This window comes from Cutibacterium acnes (genome assembly GCF_003030305.1).
GTDB classification, from domain to species: domain Bacteria; phylum Actinomycetota; class Actinomycetes; order Propionibacteriales; family Propionibacteriaceae; genus Cutibacterium; species Cutibacterium acnes.
This window is the reverse complement of record NZ_CP023676.1, coordinates 591,915-609,606: the sequence shown is the minus strand read 5'-3', so window position 1 is coordinate 609,606 and position 17,692 is coordinate 591,915. Positions and strand designations below refer to the sequence as shown.

Genomic DNA, 17,692 nt, shown 5'->3' with positions numbered 1-17,692 from the left:
GCTCATGGCATCTTTCACGTCAGTCCTGTTCAGGATGTCGGAAGAGCGAGATGGCCGACGCAGCTAGTCCGCCCCACACCGTGACCATCGCACTGATCATCATGATGATCGCTGAAGTGCTCATGACAGGGCTCCTTCCTCGGTTTCTTGGAAGTTTTCGCAGGCCAGCTCCTCCTCGTGGGTAAGCTCATGATGAATCGCCGAGCGATGTGGCCACGGGATGAGTGACAGCACTATCGCCAGAACGACGACGAGGATGGACATTCCCCAGCCGAAGATCCCAACGAAGTTTCTGGGCATTTCGCCATATCCCTTACTCGCGACAGTGATGATCTCCGTGATCCACAGGCTCAGCAAGACCAGCGGGGCGACAACACTGACCAGGGCCATCCACACCTTGTTGACCTGGAACGAGGAGTACTCGTTGAGGTGATCGCGCAACACCGGCAGCTTCCGCAGCGCCCAGGAAATGACGAGGCATGCGAGCAGGGCAACCCCAACGATGCCGATGTTGTTGATGAAGTGGTCGGTAACGTCGAGCAGATTGAGACCAGTCGTCGTCGGAAACAACACGATCGACGCAATCGCCGTCACACCGCCAATAATCCAGGTCGCAGCTTTACGTGAGATACCCGTCTTTTCTCGGAAAGCAGCGATGACGACCTCGAGCAAGCTGATCATTGAGGTGATGCCGGCGAAGACCAGGGAGACGAAGAACAGCACTCCCAGAATTGGTCCGACAGCACCGGCCTGGCTGATGATCTGTGGGAAAGCGATGAAGGCCAGGCCAATACCCGAGCCGGCGACCTCACTCACCGGCTTACCGGAAGCGGTCGCCATAAATCCCAGAGCAGCGAAGACGCCGAGGCCCGCGAGGATTTCGAACGAAGAGTTCGCGAATCCGACGACCAGGCCAGATCCTGTCAGGTCAGACTTCGGCTTGAGGTAGGAGGCGTAGGTCACCATGATCCCGAACCCCACCGATAGCGAGAAAAAGATCTGACCGTAAGCCGCCATCCACACCCGATAGTTGCCCAGCGCACCCCACGACGGGGTGAACAATGCATTAAGTCCAACCGAGGCCCCGTCAAGGGTAAGAGCGACGATAACCAGAGTAATGAACATCACCGCGAGCAGCGGCATAAAGATCCACGATGCCCGGGTAATGCCCTTCTCGACGCCGGTAGCCATGATGGCAAGCACAAAAAGCCATAGCAACAACAATGGCCAGAACACTCCAGACACGAAGTGGAACTCGACGTCAACGTTGCTAGCCACGTGCAGGAAGCTGCCCGTAAGGAACCCCTCCGGGTCGTGTCCCCACGTTTTCGTCACAGAGAACCCGACATAGCGAATGGCCCAGGCAATGATGACCGCATAGTAGATGACGATCACCCAACAGATGAGGGTCTGCCACCACCCGATGGCCTCCATGCGCCTGTGGAGACGGCGTAGAGCCATCGGCGGAGAGCCCCGGAACTTATGCCCGACGGCGTAGTCGAGGAAGAGCAACGGAATACCAGCGGTGAGCAGCGCTACCAGATAAGGCACGATGAAGGCTCCACCACCATTGCTATAGGCGACATAAGGGAACCTCCAGATATTGCCCAAGCCGACCGCAGAACCGATCGCAGCGATGAGAAAGGCGCCTCGGCCGGCGAAACTCTCACGCCGCTGGGGCTTTCGAGTGGCTCTCCCCCCACCTGCGACGGTTGCGCCGGACTGCGCAGGGTCAGACATGTTGATCCTTTCGTGCAGTGAACTTTGGTGACAAAGTCTCACATACTGAAGGGAGGAGACCGGATCATGGACCATCCACTGAGATAGGCAGGAATGGATCGCTGACGTGATTCGTTGAACCCGTAACGAGAGAGCTGGCCTGCGAGGAGACAGCACATGAATAAAACCGAGATGGTCTCATCGGAGAACGCACTACCAGGGGGTCATACCCCAGTGCTGGCGATGCCGTTCTTCCACCGAGTGACCGGAGACCGGCTCGATCGTCCCTTCCCAAGCTCAGAGACGATCTACCTAGCCATGGGCTGTTTTTGGGGAGCCGAAAAGCTGTTTTGGAACACTGACGGAGTACTGCAGACCGCCGTCGGGTACATGGGCGGTCTCACCCCTAACCCCACCTACCGCGAGGTGTACACGGGATGCACCGGACACGCCGAAACCGTTCGAGTAACCTACGACCCCACTCAGGTCTCGACCGAGGCGATCCTCACTATCTTCCTGGAAAACCATGACCCTACTCAGGGAATGCGCCAGGGCAACGACGTGGGCACACAGTACCGTTCGGAGATCTGGTGCACCACCACCGAACAGTTCATGACGGCCACCACTGTCAAGGGCTCTTACCAAGCCAACCTACTCAACGCGGGCTATGGAGCCATCACGACCGCGATCTCCATGGCCAACGGCGTCGAGTTTTACCTGGCGGAGGCCGAGCACCAGCAGTATCTCGAAGACAACCCCTTCGGTTACTGCCCCGTTCACGCCACCGGGGTATGCCTCGCCGGCTCGTGAGCGAAGTAGATCTCTCCCACGTCCTACGATCAATGCACTTGGTCGCGACTCAGGGCACGATGTAGTTGCCACACCACCGGAGCATCATGGATACGACCACTACTAAAGGAGATGTATGAAGTACCGCCAGATCGGACCATTCCGTACGTCAGCAATTGCCTACGGCTCGATGCCGCTGTCTATTGAGGGCCGTCCCGACCGCGAGACCGCGATCAACATCCTCCATGACGTCCTCGACGCGGGATGCACCCACATTGACACCGCTTGGGCCTATTACGAGTCAGGAGGCGTGGAGCAGTACGGCGAAAGGCTCGTCACCGATGCCTTGGCGTCATGGGATGGTGACCATTCGACAATCTCGGTGGCCACTAAAGTCGGGCACTTTCGCTGTTTCAACGACGCCGGGCAACCCGTCTGGGATGTTGATGGGTCACCGGAACGACTGCGTCGCGACGCGAAGCTCTCGGCTGAGGCATTGCGTACCGACCAGATCGATCTATTGTATTTGCATCGCCCTGACCCCAAGGTCGAATACGAAGGCATGGTGCGGACTCTGGCCGGAATCCTCGACGACGGTTTGGCGCGTACCGCAGGCATCTCTAATGCCAATCCCGACCAGATTCGACTGGCCCACAGCATCCTCGGTGATCGTCTCGTGGCGGTGCAGAACCAGTTCTCCCCAGGATTTCTATCCTCGCGTCCGGAACTGGAGCTATGCGGCGAACTCGGCCTAGCCTTCGTCGCGTGGAGCCCGCTGGGCGGGTATCGTCGTCCCCTCGACGAGGACGCATTCGCGGCCTTCCAGCGCATCGCCGACGCCCGTGGCATCAGCCGGGCACAGGTCATCCTTGCTTGGGAGCTGAGCAAGGGCCCGCACGTCATCCCGATTCCCGGGTCCCACCGTTCCCAGACGATTCTTGATTCCCTCAGGTCCGTCGACGTCACGCTGAACGACGAGGAGCTTGCCCAGCTTCCGTGATAGCTCCTCGAGGTGGCCGAGTGCACTCGGTGATCGCTCCTCTCACGCTTCGACGCGCTCTTTCGCCTGGCGCTTGGTCCACCGGTACAGGAACGCGATTGCAGCGGCGAAGGTGATCACGCCAACGATCCCAGCGCCGCTGTCCCATGACTCAGGCGCGATGGCAATGGCGTCCTCGGATCCCGCGGCCGCGATCATGGCAGCATAGATGACACCGAAGATTGACTCACCGACGATGAGGCCCGTGGCCAGCAAGATTCCGGTCCGCTTTTTACCTTCGACATCACCGGCGGTGTGGGCCGCCCACTTGTCGAACAGCCAGCCAAGCGCGGCGCCAATCGGAATCGTCAAAGACAGGGTCATCGGCAAGTACATGCCCATCCCGACGGCTAGGGGCGGAAGGGAGAACTTCTTGGTGGTGTGAGTGAGGATCTCGTCGACGACGATAACGCCGATACCCACCAGGGCACCAATCCCCATGAGTCCCCAGTCAAGAGACCCGCCGAAGACGCCAGTCGCCAGCGAGGAAATAAGGGTAGCTTGTGGGGCTTGCAAAGCGTTCGGACCAGCACCGGGGGCACCCTGGAAACCAAAGGCGCTCTGCATGAGCTGCATGACGGGCGGGATGATCGCCGAACCAAAAATAACTCCGATGATCAGCGCAATCTGCTGTTTCCACGGCGTCGAACCAACCAACTGACCAGTCTTGAGGTCCTGCAGGTTGTCATTCGAGATCGTCGCGATACCAAAGACGATGGATGCGGTAAACAGGGTATAGGCCACCAGCTTAACCGTCTCACCACCACCAACAGCACCATAGGTGAGTTTGATGAGGAGAGCAGCCACCAGGACGACCAGGATGCCAACGCCGGAAATCGGGCTATTGGATGCACCGATGAGACCAGCCATGTAACCGCACACAGAAGCAACAGCCAGACCGACGAGCAGGATGAACGCCAAGCTGACGATGATGACGCCGGTCATGGACCGCGATACAACCATGTCGCGAGCAAATCCCCACAGCATGAAACCGATCGGGATCATCGAGATCAACACCACGGTGAGGACAACAGAAACCGGTAGGTCACGCTCGGTCAGTGGGACTTCGCCGCCCTCGTGACGTGTCTTGGAGGAACTTATGGAATCGCTGATGCCCTTGACGATGGGGCCAATGACCTTGACAAGAGTCCAGATAGCCGCAACACCGATGGTGCCAGCACCGACGAAGCGGACATCGCTAGTGAAGACGTCCTGAATCACCGTAAGGTCGCTACCAACTTTGCCGGATACCCGCCACGGCAGGATCGCACCGTACGAAATAAAGAGACCGACGAGGATGGCCGCGGCCACGGCAATACCAACCAAGTGACCGACGCCAATGAGCGCCATCGACATGCTCACGCCAACCATCGAGCCGCTACTGTCGCCCGTCTTGAAAGGCTTGGTCAGCGCCGACTTCACAAGCTTAAGATCCGACAACAGGGCGTACGCTGCAGAGACCACAGAACCGACGATGATGACTCGCAGACCCACCTTGTTAGCCTCGGCGGCACCAGCGGAATCGCCTACTTTGAGCACCTCAGCTCCTGCGACGCCCTCCGGGTAGGGAAGATCCGAGCCTGTCACGAGGGCCCGACGCAGCGGAATCGAATACATAACGCCGAGGATGCCGCCAACTAGACAGATAGCTAGGGTGGTCCAGTACGGGAAACCTGACCACCAGCCGACCATGATAAGTCCGGGCAGCACGAAAATAATCGCGGAGAGGGTGCCGGCCGCCGACGCGATCGTCTGGACAATGTTGTTCTCTTCGACCGAGTGTCCCTTGAAGTGACGCAGCACGGCCATCGAGATGACGGCAGCAGGAATAGACGTGGCGAAGGTCAAACCGACCTTGAGCCCGAGGTAAACATTCGCCGCGGTGAAAATCAACGTCATGAGGCCACCGAGGACGATGCCTCGGAAGGTCAATTCACGTACTGAGGTTCCCGGCCGTCGGGCCGGCGCTGACGAGCTCGATAGGTCAGACATGTTCCCCTTCTTCCATAAGATGGCTTGACCACTATGCCACCATCAGAGCCCCAAGGTATGGAAAGCAACGTCCTTCACGCCAATTGTCGTCTCCCGGACTTCGGGAACACCCAAATACTCAACATCAAATAGACGTAAAGGCCCTCAACGCAAGCGGCGGTGAACCTAGCGAGCTCAAAATGAACGCCCAAGGATTCCAGCAAGGACGACAATCCCAGGGTTAGGCACACGTAATTCGTCACCATCGTCACCACGTAGCGTCCGCTCTGACGACCGAGGTTACCGTGAGAGTGGAAGTTCAGCCATCGATTCACAACGAATGAGTAGACAGCCGACAGCCCGTATCCCAGGGACACCGACACCGGATACGGCAAACCTACCCCTCGGAAGAAAACGGCCAATAGGCTCATATCGATAAGGAACCCCAACCCGTTGATAATGCAGTAACCGATGAAGGTAACGGGCAGGCCAGACAAGGGAAACGGCAGGACGGAGTGAACCGTCAAGCATCCTCTCGCGAACGCGCGGGGAACAGAACGCCGGGGAACCTTTCTAGCCCGGATGCGCCTCGCACTTGTTACCACAAACCTATTCTTGCAGCCCTATCAAGGATCGTTGTCACCGATCGGTAACCTGACGTCATGGCTACGACGAGACGGGCAACCCCCGCAGACCTACCTTTCATGGTCCACGTCCTGAGACATGCGGCAGGCGGTACATCCGGGCCGCTCGACGTCGAAGAGTGCCGCACAAATCCAGCTATCGCACATTACATCGATGGCTGGACGCCCGACCAAGTAGGGCTTATCTGTCTTGTTGACGACACCGCCGTCGGCGCCGCATGGGTCCGCAATTTGCCTGCCTCGGACCCAGGTTATGGATTTGTTGCCCCCGGAATCCCAGAACTGGTCATCGCAATCTCCCCTCACCACCGTGAGCAGGGGCTCGGCGGATACCTTCTGGAAAGCCTCCTCGACACGTGCAGTGCGAACGGAATTAAGTCTGTAAGTCTCAGTGTTGGTGTTGGTGTTGGGTGGTTGGTGCGGGTGTGTCGTCGGGTGGGGTTTGTGGTGGTGTCGTATCGTGGTAGGCGTGTGGTTATGTTGCGTGTCGACCAGACTCTAGGTTGTTGTGGCTAGCCGGCCCTGGTGTGCATGGTTGGTCCACATACTTTGATTGTGATGGTTTCTGGTCGTAGTGCTAGCGCGCCGAGCAGTTAGTGTTGGTGTGGTGGTTTCAGTGAGTGTTAGGACACGCTAGCCATGCCTCCCACGTGGCATGGTTACATAATCTGGTGGTGTGGTGTCAGGCCACACTCGTATTCCCCTACACCCGGGCCTGGTTATGTCTAGCAATAATGCGACCTATAGTCTGGCTGGGGCCTGGGCGTGTGGGTATGCGTGTGTGGGTGTATCACCCCTCCAGCCAGACTGGCTGGAGGGGTGATACACCCACACACGCATACTCCTTCCCCCCTGGGGGAAGGAACAGTATAAGTATTCCGGCAGCGTCTTACTCTCCCACACGATCCCTCGTGCAGTACCATCAGCGTTGGAAGGCTTAACGACCGGGTTCGGAATGGGACCGGGTGTTTCCCTTCCACTATGGCCACCGGAAAACCTGAAAACCATACAGTAGAACACATACATTAAACGGCGCAACCCGTGAAGGGGCTGGGAGCCGTATAGTGGATACGAGTCACGCGCACACACGCGTATGGTGTTAATGAAAGTCCTCGGTCTATTAGTACCAGTCAGCTCCACACCTTACGATGCGTCCACGTCTGGCCTATCAACCCGATCATCTCTCGGGGACCTTACCAGGAACACTCCTGTGGGAACCCTTATCTTGAAGCGTGCTTCCCGCTTAGATGCTTTCAGCGGTTATCACAACCCGACGTAGCCAACCAGCCATGCTCTTGGCAGAACAACTGGCACACCAGAGGTCAGTCCGTCTCGGTCCTCTCGTACTAAAGACAGCCCTTCTCAAGATTCCTCCGCGCGCAGCGGATAGGGACCGAACTGTCTCACGACGTTCTGAACCCAGCTCGCGTGCCGCTTTAATGGGCGAACAGCCCAACCCTTGGGACCGACTCCAGCCCCAGGATGCGACGAGCCGACATCGAGGTGCCAAACCATGCCGTCGCTATGAGCGCTCGGGCAAGATCAGCCTGTTATCCCCGGGGTACCTTTTATCCGTTGAGTGACGGCGCATCCACAAGCCACCGTCAGATCACTAGTCCCGACTTTCGTCCCTGCTCGACCTGTCAGTCTCACAGTCAAGCCCCCTTGTGCACTTACACTCACCACCTGATTACCAACCAGGCTGAGGGAACCTTTGGGCGCCTCCGTTACCCTTTAGGAGGCGACCGCCCCAGTCAAACTACCCATCAGGCACTGTCCTTGAACCGGATCACGGTCCACAGTGAGATAACCAGAACAATCAGAGTGGTATTTCACCAACGACTCCACCACCACTAGCGTGGCCGCATCAACGTCTCCCACCTATCCTACACAAACCGTCCCAATCACCAATACCAAACTATAGTAAAGGTCCCGGGGTCTTTCCGTCCTGCTGCGCGTAACGAGCATCTTTACTCGTAATGCAATTTCACCGAGTTCATGGTGGAGACAGTAGGGAAATCGTTACTCCATTCGTGCAGGTCGGAACTTACCCGACAAGGAATTTCGCTACCTTAGGATGGTTATAGTTACCACCGCCGTTTACTGGGGCTTAAGTTCACCGCTACGCATACACTCACAGTTCCCCTTAACCTTCCAGCACCGGGCAGGAGTCAGTCCGTATACATCGTCTTACGACTTCGCACGGACCTGTGTTTTTGGTAAACAGTCGTTTCCCCCTGGACTCTGCGCCCCTCACCGCCACCACACCGCACGGGTGCACGACAGCTCAGGTCCCCCTTATCCCAAAGTTACGGGGGCATTTTGCCGAGTTCCTTCACCACGATTCACTCGATCGCCTCGGTATACTCTACCTATCCACCAGTGTCGGTTTAGGGTACGGGCGGACCCGCCACCTCGCTCACGAAGCTTTTCTCGACAGTACAGGATCACTCACTCACCCACAACCATGGGCTCCCCATCATGCCTCAACCTTCACGCCCAGCGGATTTACCTACCAGACAGTCCACACACTTAGCCCCGGACAACCATCACCGGGGATGAGCTACCTCACTGCGTCCCTCCGCAGCTTGCCTACTACATGATCGGTTCACACACTCACCCACCCCAGAAGCATCAAAAACACTCCCAAGACAAGCTCACATGCTTAGCATCACACACCTCGACACGGACGGTGACAAGCCGGTACCAGAATATCAACTGGTTACCCATCGACTACGCCTGTCGGCCTCGCCTTAGGACCCGACTCACCCAGGGCAGACAAACTTGACCCTGGAACCCTTGGATAATCGGCGGACGGGATTCCCACCCGTCACACGCTACTCATGCCTGCATTCTCACTCGCATCAACTCCACCACACAGTCACCCGGCAGCTTCACCACTGACACGACGCTCCCCTACCCAACCACACAGGTTGCCACAGCTTCGGCGGATAACTTAAGCCCCGCTACATTATCGGCGCGGAATCACTTGACCAGTGAGCTATTACGCACTCTTTCAAGGATGGCTGCTTCCAAGCCAACCTCCTGGTTGTCTACGCAACTCCACATCCTTTCCCACTGAGTCACCACTTAGGGGCCTTAGCTGATGATCTGGGCTGTTTCCCTCTCGACGACGAAGCTTATCCCCCGCCGTCTCACTGCCACGCTACACTTGCCAGCATTCGGAGTTTGGCTGATTTCGGTAAGCCGATAAGCCCCCTAGACCATCCAGTGCTCTACCTCCAACAAGAACCACGCAACGCTGCACCTAAATGCATTTCGGGGAGAACCAGCTATCACGGTGTTTGATTGGCCTTTCACCCCTATCCACAACTCATCCCCTCCATTTTCAACTGAAGTGGGTTCGGACCTCCACGACGTCTTACCGACGCTTCATCCTGGCCATGGATAGATCACACCGCTTCGGGTCTAGAACACGCGACTCACGCCCTTATCGGACTCGCTTTCGCTACGACTCCCCCACCACGGGTTAACCTCGCCACGCATCACTAACTCGCAGGCTCATTCTTCAAAAGGCACGCCATCACCACACAGGCTCTGACGGCTTGCATGCGACCGGTTTCAGGAACTCTTTCACTCCCCTCCCGGGGTACTTTTCACCCTTCCCTCACGGTACTCATCCACTATCGGTCACCAAGGAGTATTTAGGCTTGACGGGTGGTCCCGCCAGATTCACGCGAAATTCCACGAGTCCCACGCTACTCGGGGCAACCCCACACCAGTGCCACGCTTACAGTTACAGGACTCTCACCCACTCCGGTACGCCTTCCCAGACGCTTCACCTTCACGCAACATTTCTCACTGGCCAATCCTGCGGCAGCAGAACCACAAGGCCCCCACAACCCCGCACATGCAACACCTGCCGGCTTGAACACACACACGGTTTAGCCTCCTCCGCTTTCGCTCGCCACTACTCACGGAATCACACTTGTTTTCTCTTCCTACGGGTACTAAGATGTTTCACTTCCCCGCGTTACCACCCACACCCCTATACATTCAGGGCAGGGCCACCGGACACTACTCCGGACATTCCAGGTTTCCCCATTCGGACACCCCCGGATCACAGCTCGCTCACCAACTCCCCAGGGCTTATCGCAGGTCACAACGTCCTTCATCGGCTCTTGGTGCCAAGGCATCCACCGATCGCACTACACAACTTTGCACAACACCACGTCGCACAAACACATACAACAATAAAGATACTCGCATCCACTATACAGTTCTCAACCACCACACGAACACCACACCACGCACACACGCACGCAACACAGCACCGCACAGGCCACCACACATGTGATACCCCACAACCCAACAGCATGCCCTCAACCCCACCCATCACAGGCAGGACGCCAACATTCCACTCACAAAAACTCCTTAGAAAGGAGGTGATCCAGCCGCACCTTCCGGTACGGCTACCTTGTTACGACTTAGTCCTAATCACCAGTCCCACCTTCGACGGCTCCCCCACAACGGTTAGGCCACCGGCTTCGGGTGTTACCAACTTTCATGACTTGACGGGCGGTGTGTACAAGCCCCGGGAACGTATTCACCGCAGCGTTGCTGATCTGCGATTACTAGCGACTCCGACTTCATGAGGTCGAGTTGCAGACCCCAATCCGAACTGAGACCGGCTTTCCGAGATTCGCTCACCCTCACAGGCTCGCCACTCTCTGTACCAGCCATTGTAGCATGCGTGAAGCCCTGGACATAAGGGGCATGATGACTTGACGTCATCCCCACCTTCCTCCGAGTTGACCCCGGCGGTCTCCACTGAGTCCCCACCATAACGTGCTGGCAACAGTGAACAAGGGTTGCGCTCGTTGCGGGACTTAACCCAACATCTCACGACACGAGCTGACGACAGCCATGCACCACCTGTGAACCGACCCCAAAAGAGGCACACCCATCTCTGAGCACTCCCGATCCATGTCAAACCCAGGTAAGGTTCTACGCGTTGCATCGAATTAATCCGCATGCTCCGCCGCTTGTGCGGGGCCCCGTCAATTCCTTTGAGTTTTAGCCTTGCGGCCGTACTCCCCAGGCGGGGTACTTAAAGCGTTAGCTACGGCACGGAACCCGTGGAATGGACCCCACACCTAGTACCCACCGTTTACAGCGTGGACTACCAGGGTATCTAAGCCTGTTCGCTCCCCACGCTTTCGCTCCTCAGCGTCAGGAAAGGCCCAGAGAACCGCCTTCGCCACTGGTGTTCCTCCTGATATCTGCGCATTCCACCGCTCCACCAGGAATTCCATTCTCCCCTACCTTCCTCAAGTCAACCCGTATCGAAAGCACGCTCAGGGTTAAGCCCCAAGATTACACTTCCGACGCGATCAACCACCTACGAGCCCTTTACGCCCAATAAATCCGGACAACGCTCGCACCCTACGTATCACCGCGGCTGCTGGCACGTAGTTAGCCGGTGCTTCTTTACCCATTACCGTCACTCACGCTTCGTCACAGGCGAAAGCGGTTTACAACCCGAAGGCCGTCATCCCGCACGCGGCGTTGCTGCATCAGGCTTCCGCCCATTGTGCAATATTCCCCACTGCTGCCTCCCGTAGGAGTCTGGGCCGTATCTCAGTCCCAATGTGGCCGGTCACCCTCTCAGGCCGGCTACCCGTCAAAGCCTTGGTAAGCCACTACCCCACCAACAAGCTGATAAGCCGCGAGTCCATCCCCAACCGCCGAAACTTTCCAACCCCCACCATGCAGCAGGAGCTCCTATCCGGTATTAGCCCCAGTTTCCTGAAGTTATCCCAAAGTCAAGGGCAGGTTACTCACGTGTTACTCACCCGTTCGCCACTCGAGCACCCCACAAAAGCAGGGCCTTTCCGTTCGACTTGCATGTGTTAAGCACGCCGCCAGCGTTCGTCCTGAGCCAGGATCAAACTCTCCAATGAAAAAATATCACCCACCCACACACGCACACACAGCACGCACACAGGCAACAGTGACACCACGAAGAATCCAATACACTAACCCCAAACACTAACCAAAAAATATTCAGTCACATGTCCAGAATCACAAAGGAATCATAAACAAATCCGACACATCCACAACAAACAGATGCATCAAAAACTATTGACTATCAAAGACACACTGTTGAGTTCTCAAACATCACACCCACCACAACAATCCCCACACAAACCATGCAGAAACCATCACAAGGCGACCCGACCAACCCTACCACACCAACCCCGAAACCACAAAACCACGATCCCAGAACCAGCCAGCAGAACCAGCCAACCACACCACCACCAAAGCAGCAGCCCGGAAAACCATACCGGAACCCTCCCCCGCCGTCAAACCCGACAAGAAAACATCCCAAACACAGCCACCACCAAGAACCACACACGCAGCCCCCAACGGCCCAACACACACTACACACACCCCCACCACCAACACAAACCCACAAAACAGCCGCATCTTCACCCCGGGCCTACCTACCCCGTCGTTGCCCCTCTCGAGACCTATCCAGTCGCTGAACTCCTCATAGACTCACCCCATGACGTATCGAATAAGGTTCCGTCAAACCGCAAGCGTGATCCTCAGTGCGGCCGCGCTATGCGTGTGTGCGTCATGTACTTCAACAACTCCCACGACGCCTTCAGACGAGCCGAGCCGAACTGCTTTGGTCCCGTCGTCCAAGGTCACGGCCTCGGTATCCCCGCTCGATGGCATCCATACCCGCGCGATCATCAATGAACTTGTTGCAGCGTCGGGCAATGGACCTATCACCAAGGTAGACATCACTAAGGGTGCGCTCAGCATCACCGTTCAGATCGGTAACTCCCCAACAATCTGGACCTGGCAGAACGGCAAGATCGACTCGTCAGCAACTCAGAGCACTCAAACAGCGTCACGCCCCTTCAATCCTGGCGACTTCGCCGTAGAGAAGTTGCCCGTGATATTAAGCAGGGCCGCCGATATCTCCGGATCCCATATGAACCAGAACTTGCAGATCGTCGAGTACAACCAAGGTACTGTCCTCATGACAGTCTCGACCAAGCCAGAAACCCAGACCGTCTTCTTCCGACCCAATGGATCTGCCATCAACCACATTGACTTCGCATCGACTTCTGGCATGACTGAGGCATTAAGTGATGCTGTCGCGAGCGCTAAGCAAGTCGACCAGATCAGCTACCAGCCCGGTAAGGCCATCATCGTCGATACGCCGACAACGACACCTGGCATCGTCATGAGGCGGACCCGGTCTGCCGATATGCCCGCATGGGCGGTACAACGCAGGAGCGACGCGTCCGCAACCTTCTCGCCTGGCCTCCTGAATCCACACGTCATCGTCCGCATCATGAATCTCGCGGCTGCGCAAGCCCACCAGAAGCCATCCGACATGGAATGGACCATTTCTCAGGACACGAAGCTTGACACGCCCGTCCTTCGCGTTGACATTAACGGCCTGACTAGGGCTTTTAATACCGACGGCACCGACGTCACCGACAAGATCAAGTAGCTTCCAGGTCCTCGAATAATTCAGCCCATCAAGGAGCTAGACCGCTAGCCTCGGATCAAGGTGGTTGAATGAAAGTGTGCTCATCACCGCAGTCGGAACGCCAGGCAGTGGGCAGACCCATGCCTTCCGCGTCCGCCATGGGATGAATCCACACGTCGAATTGTGGCGTCACGGGCTCGTCGTCAGAGAGTACTTATCTGCCGATCGGGTCGACGACGAGATCGTCGTCACCGCCCACGTCGCGCCTCGAACGTCTAGCTCTCAGCCTCCCCGCACCCGAAAGAGCGTGCCGGATCTCTCCGAGGACAGACAAGCCGACGAACCAGTTCGTCCGTACCAACGCATTGCGGCCTACGCCGTTGTACGGTCACGGCGGGGATTACTGGGTACCGAGTGCTCGCCACGCACCGCAGTCCCTGGCCTGTGGGCGCTACCTGGAGGTGGTTTAGAACCCGGTGAATCCCCCGCGCAAGCGGTCACCCGTGAGGTCATGGAAGAGTCCGGACAGCGTGTCCGCCTTAACCGCATCATCGATCTGCAGTCCGATCATTGGATCGGCCGTTCCCCCACCGGGGTGCTAGAGGACTTCCATGCCCTGCGGATCATCTACTCAGCCACCAGCGAAAACCCCACCGACCCCTACGTCATCGACGTCGGTGGCACCACCCAGTCAGCCCAGTGGATACCGCTGTGGCGTTGGCGTCGGCTGTCCTGGGGAGCCGCGACACGCATGTGTCTTGAGACCCATCTGCGCGACGTCCCCAGCACCTGATCAGCCACAGTTACCACAGGCATGACGAAGGGGGCTTGGTCACGATGACCAAGCCCCCTCTGGCGTCAATGTCAATCAGCCCGGAAGTAACTGAGAATCCGCAAGATCTCTGTGTAGAGCCACACCATCGTCACAGCGATGCCGAAGGCCGCACGCCAAGACTCAGATGCTGGGGCTTGGTTGCGCACACCCTGCTCGGCGTAGTCAAAATCTACGACAAGGTTCATGGCGGCCAGCACCACACCCAGCGCTGAGCACAAGATGCCGATAGGGCCAAAACTAGCAACGCCAATGTTGATCCTGAATAGCATCAACACGAGGTTGACGAGCATCGCAAGGGCAAAGCCGAAGGTGGAAATGATGACGATCTGACGAAATCGCGGCGTCACCCGGATATTAAAGAACTTGTATGCCGCCAAGGTCACGCCGGCAGCGGCGAAAGTACCCAAGACGGCCTGCACCACGATACCGGGGTAAGCGGTCTCAAACATGGCTGACATAGAGCCAAGGACCAGCCCTTCGCAGATGCAGTAGAAGATGACGCCACCGACCGGCACCGTACGGCGAGTGCTGACGACCATCGCAGTAATGAATGCTGCAATCGATCCGACCACCAAGGCAGGGCCACTTGCCACCACGTTCGGCCCAATCAGCGCGAAGCTCACAGCACCAATGGCAGCAATGATGAGCAGAACCAGGCCAGTACGGCCGAGGACGTCATCAAAAGTCATCGCGCGCTCGGCACTCTGTCCTTGCGGGCCGTCTAATAGAGAGCCCGACTCGCCGCCAGGCTGCCCTGATACGCCGTACTGCGCCCGATACCCCTGACCTGCGTACGCCGGCTGCCCGTACGGGTTACCGCGCGGCTGGAAGGCCTCGGCTCGGCTAAAGACCGGGTTAGCCATGTGATCCTCCTGTGAAGACGTGTGGTGACGTCTACTCTAAACAACGCAGCGACGACACGAAACCTTCCCCGTACCGCGGAACGAGCTTTTCACACTAGCGACGACTGAGGTCGTACACACTGCGTAGCTGCTCCTGGTGAAGCTGTGTACCCCCGACGGGATTCGAACCCGCACTGGGACGGGTTTAAGCCGTCTGCCTCTGCCGGTTGGGCTACGGGGGCCAGGAGCACTTCAGCTCCCCTGCGCCAGCATTGCCAGCGCCATGCCGTCAAGGATATCGGTCTCCGAGACGACAAGTTTACCTGCCGTCGCACGACGGCATACCTCGTCAATAATAACGGCACCTCCACACAACACTTCTGCACGGCGTCGCTTCAGCGGTCCCATCTGCTCGACTTCATCAACAGTAGACGAGAGCAACTTGCCCGCCAGGTCGGAAATCTGGCCGACCGTCAGTACCGAACGATGCACCTTGGCGCGGTCATAATCTGTGAGATTCTGGCCAATTGCGGACAAGCTCGTGACCGTACCCGCAACGCCGATGACGGTACGGGCGGCGGCAACGTCAACCGGGCAGGAATCCAAGGCTTCACGAACGTACTTGCGAGCGTCGTCGATCTGCTCGACGGTGGGCGGGTCGTCATGGAGGAAACGCTCACGCAGCCGTACCGAGCCAATATTGAGGCTCACCCGAGAGTCGATGCTAGACCCACGGCCCAGCACCAGCTCCGTCGAGCCACCTCCACAATCAATAACAAGAACCGGCTCATCGATTACCTGGATCCCAGAAATCGCTCCAGCAAAAGACAAACTCGCCTCTTCCATGCCGTCTATGACCTCCGCGTCCACCCCCAGAGCTTGACGGACTCCCGCGAAAAAGGCATCGCGGTTGGAGACGTCACGAGCAGCCGAGGTGGCAACAAAACGCACCCGGTCGCAGTGGTGGTCCGCGATAGCCTGGGCGAAGGTGCGACAGGCTGAGAAAGTGCGCTCAAGGGCGTCGGGACGGAAGGAACCGGTGGCGTCAACCCCCTGACCGAGCCTCACCATTTCCAGTTCTCGTGCCTGCTCGACCAAACGCCCGTCCGAATCGGCTGATGCGATGAGGAGGCGAATCGAATTCGTCCCGCAGTCGATAGCTGCAACGGTGTGGCTGCCGCTCATACAATCCTCCTGTCCGACTCGGGCTCGCGATGCTCAGGGGCGCATGGGTCGCACCAGAACTCTCCCAGCTCTGCAACGACCTCATCCCCAAACGGGTTGACCCCAGGCCCGACAGCTAAGGCGTGCCCTGCCAGAGCATGCAGACATTTCACGCGCGTCGGCATACCGCCAGCGGAAATCCCATCGATCTCAGGAACCGGGTCAAGACCGGCGTCCTCGCCGATCTGAACGCGATCAGCAATATAGGACTCATGGGCGCGCCGGTACTGGTCGGCAAGCTCCTCATCCTCACCGAGTCGTTCGGTCATCCGAGCCATCAGCCCCGAAGACTCCAGGGTCCCAATGAGGGATGCAGCACGCGGACAGGTAAGGTAATAAGTCGTCGGAAACGGGGTGCCGTTCGGCAGCCGAGGCTCGGTAGCAATGACACCTGGTTTACCGCAACCACAGCGCCAGGCCACACCGGCGACTCCTCGTGGTTCGCGGCCAAGCTGGTCCCGGACGTCCTGACGGTCGTTCTCAGTAAATTCTTCTAGCATGGTCACCTCATCGACGAGAAGGGCTGGGCGAAGACAACTTCGCTGAAGGTGTAGGCGTGATCATCGCCCCCGGGGAGGGGTGGGGCGGGGCGGGATGGTCAGCGTCCTGGACTGATCCCGCAGCCTTTCGCCACCAGCGAGCGTCAGCGCTGGCTTCATTCGCCGGATCTTTTTCGTCCAAAGAAGTCGTCGATCCAATGACCTTACCGTTTTCTCCAATGACCTGATACCCAGTTTCGCCCGGCATCACCCAGCCGAGCTGGGAGCGCGCCTGAGCACGGACGTAGTCGGGATCGTGCCACCTCTTGACCTCGTCTTGAAGGGTCGAGATAGAAGCGCGTGTCCGAGCCTCGTCGTCTTGGGTCCGGGAGATCTGGGAACGCTGAGAGAAGTAGATACCCAAACTAGGCGTAATCATGACAAGTACCAGCAGAACAGCCGCACCCATAACGACTGCTCTGAGGGTGAGCCCGAACCGGCGAGGCTGACCCCCCTCCTCCTGAGTAGCTCGATTACGAGGAGGCTCTGTGCGCGTAGTGCGCTGGTAATTTCCGCGGTTCCTCGGACCTGAGCGGTTCGGCGAGGACGCGTGTGTCCGTCCCCCGGCCGGTCGCTGGGACCTTCCGGACGGACGGTGTCGATTGCTTGGTGTAGT

General features: G+C 57.9%; 14 protein-coding genes, 1 tRNA gene and 3 rRNA genes. 5 read left to right on the top strand and 13 right to left on the bottom strand.

Annotated features, from left to right (window positions below; genetic code table 11):
• Positions 1 to 19: 19 nt before the first annotated feature.
• On the bottom strand, positions 20 to 124 hold the full coding sequence (locus CPA42_RS03075) for a methionine/alanine import family NSS transporter small subunit (protein ID WP_002551003.1): 105 nt from the start codon (positions 122 to 124) through the stop codon (positions 20 to 22).
• Positions 121 to 1,740, bottom strand: a complete 1,620-nt coding sequence (locus CPA42_RS03070) for a sodium-dependent transporter (RefSeq protein WP_002515113.1) — start codon at positions 1,738 to 1,740, stop codon at positions 121 to 123. Before CPA42_RS03070 ends, CPA42_RS03075 begins: the two co-directional genes overlap by 4 nt.
• 156 nt (positions 1,741 to 1,896) lie before the next feature.
• Here CPA42_RS03070 and msrA point away from each other — a divergent pair, with 156 nt between their 5' ends.
• Both msrA and CPA42_RS03060 read left to right on the top strand, forming a co-directional pair.
• Positions 1,897 to 2,529 carry a peptide-methionine (S)-S-oxide reductase MsrA gene (gene msrA, locus CPA42_RS03065; protein WP_002515122.1) on the top strand — a complete coding sequence of 211 codons (633 nt, stop codon included), beginning with the start codon at positions 1,897 to 1,899 and terminating at the stop codon, positions 2,527 to 2,529.
• Positions 2,530 to 2,644: 115 nt separating this feature from the next.
• Positions 2,645 to 3,508, top strand: a complete 864-nt coding sequence (locus CPA42_RS03060) for an aldo/keto reductase (RefSeq protein ID WP_002515128.1) — start codon at positions 2,645 to 2,647, stop codon at positions 3,506 to 3,508.
• A 42-nt stretch (positions 3,509 to 3,550) separates the two neighbouring features.
• Here the strand turns inward: CPA42_RS03060 and CPA42_RS03055 are convergent, their stop codons facing one another.
• Positions 3,551 to 5,479, bottom strand: coding sequence for an OPT family oligopeptide transporter (locus tag CPA42_RS03055; protein ID WP_002519228.1), 1,929 nt, complete (start codon positions 5,477 to 5,479; stop codon positions 3,551 to 3,553).
• A 134-nt stretch (positions 5,480 to 5,613) separates the two neighbouring features.
• Positions 5,614 to 6,045 (bottom strand): GtrA family protein, encoded by a 432-nt coding sequence (locus CPA42_RS03050; protein WP_002518136.1) that lies wholly within the window; start codon positions 6,043 to 6,045, stop codon positions 5,614 to 5,616.
• Positions 6,046 to 6,180: 135 nt separating this feature from the next.
• On the opposite strand from CPA42_RS03050, the gene CPA42_RS03045 reads away from it, so the two are divergent.
• Entirely contained in the window at positions 6,181 to 6,678 is a 498-nt protein-coding gene (locus CPA42_RS03045) for a GNAT family N-acetyltransferase (protein ID WP_014598442.1), read from the top strand.
• A gap of 360 nt (positions 6,679 to 7,038) precedes the next feature.
• On the opposite strand, the gene rrf is transcribed toward CPA42_RS03045, so the two are convergent.
• The 4 genes from rrf to CPA42_RS12670 all read right to left on the bottom strand — a co-directional run bounded on the left by rrf (position 7,039) and on the right by CPA42_RS12670 (position 12,618).
• Positions 7,039 to 7,155 (bottom strand): 5S ribosomal RNA (gene rrf, locus CPA42_RS03040).
• A 108-nt stretch (positions 7,156 to 7,263) separates the two neighbouring features.
• Positions 7,264 to 10,346, bottom strand: a 23S ribosomal RNA gene (locus CPA42_RS03035).
• A gap of 215 nt (positions 10,347 to 10,561) precedes the next feature.
• A 16S ribosomal RNA gene (locus CPA42_RS03030) occupies positions 10,562 to 12,086 on the bottom strand.
• Together the 16S, 23S and 5S rRNA genes form the textbook arrangement of a ribosomal RNA operon.
• A 283-nt stretch (positions 12,087 to 12,369) precedes the next feature.
• A complete protein-coding gene (locus tag CPA42_RS12670) occupies positions 12,370 to 12,618 on the bottom strand; it encodes a hypothetical protein (RefSeq protein WP_007401027.1) in 249 nt (82 codons plus the stop codon).
• A gap of 199 nt (positions 12,619 to 12,817) precedes the next feature.
• Here CPA42_RS12670 and CPA42_RS03025 point away from each other — a divergent pair, with 199 nt between their 5' ends.
• A complete protein-coding gene (locus CPA42_RS03025; RefSeq protein WP_002516731.1) occupies positions 12,818 to 13,657 on the top strand; it encodes a hypothetical protein in 840 nt (279 codons plus the stop codon).
• 142 nt (positions 13,658 to 13,799) lie between these two features.
• Entirely contained in the window at positions 13,800 to 14,429 is a 630-nt protein-coding gene (locus CPA42_RS03020; protein WP_002518819.1) for an NUDIX hydrolase, read from the top strand.
• Between the two features lie 71 nt (positions 14,430 to 14,500).
• Here the strand turns inward: CPA42_RS03020 and CPA42_RS03015 are convergent, their stop codons facing one another.
• From CPA42_RS03015 to CPA42_RS02995, 5 genes are all read right to left on the bottom strand, one after another.
• Positions 14,501 to 15,334, bottom strand: a complete 834-nt coding sequence (locus CPA42_RS03015; RefSeq protein ID WP_002517278.1) for a Bax inhibitor-1/YccA family protein — start codon at positions 15,332 to 15,334, stop codon at positions 14,501 to 14,503.
• Positions 15,335 to 15,481: 147 nt separating this feature from the next.
• Positions 15,482 to 15,555: transfer RNA gene (locus CPA42_RS03010), tRNA-Leu, on the bottom strand.
• Between the two features lie 10 nt (positions 15,556 to 15,565).
• Entirely contained in the window at positions 15,566 to 16,498 is a 933-nt protein-coding gene (locus tag CPA42_RS03005; RefSeq protein ID WP_002516725.1) for a Ppx/GppA phosphatase family protein, read from the bottom strand.
• Positions 16,495 to 17,037, bottom strand: a complete 543-nt coding sequence (locus tag CPA42_RS03000; protein WP_002516630.1) for a DUF501 domain-containing protein — start codon at positions 17,035 to 17,037, stop codon at positions 16,495 to 16,497. Before CPA42_RS03000 ends, CPA42_RS03005 begins: the two co-directional genes overlap by 4 nt.
• Before the next feature lie 7 nt (positions 17,038 to 17,044).
• A complete protein-coding gene (locus CPA42_RS02995) occupies positions 17,045 to 17,485 on the bottom strand; it encodes an FtsB family cell division protein (protein ID WP_002518817.1) in 441 nt (146 codons plus the stop codon).
• Positions 17,486 to 17,692: the final 207 nt, after the last annotated feature.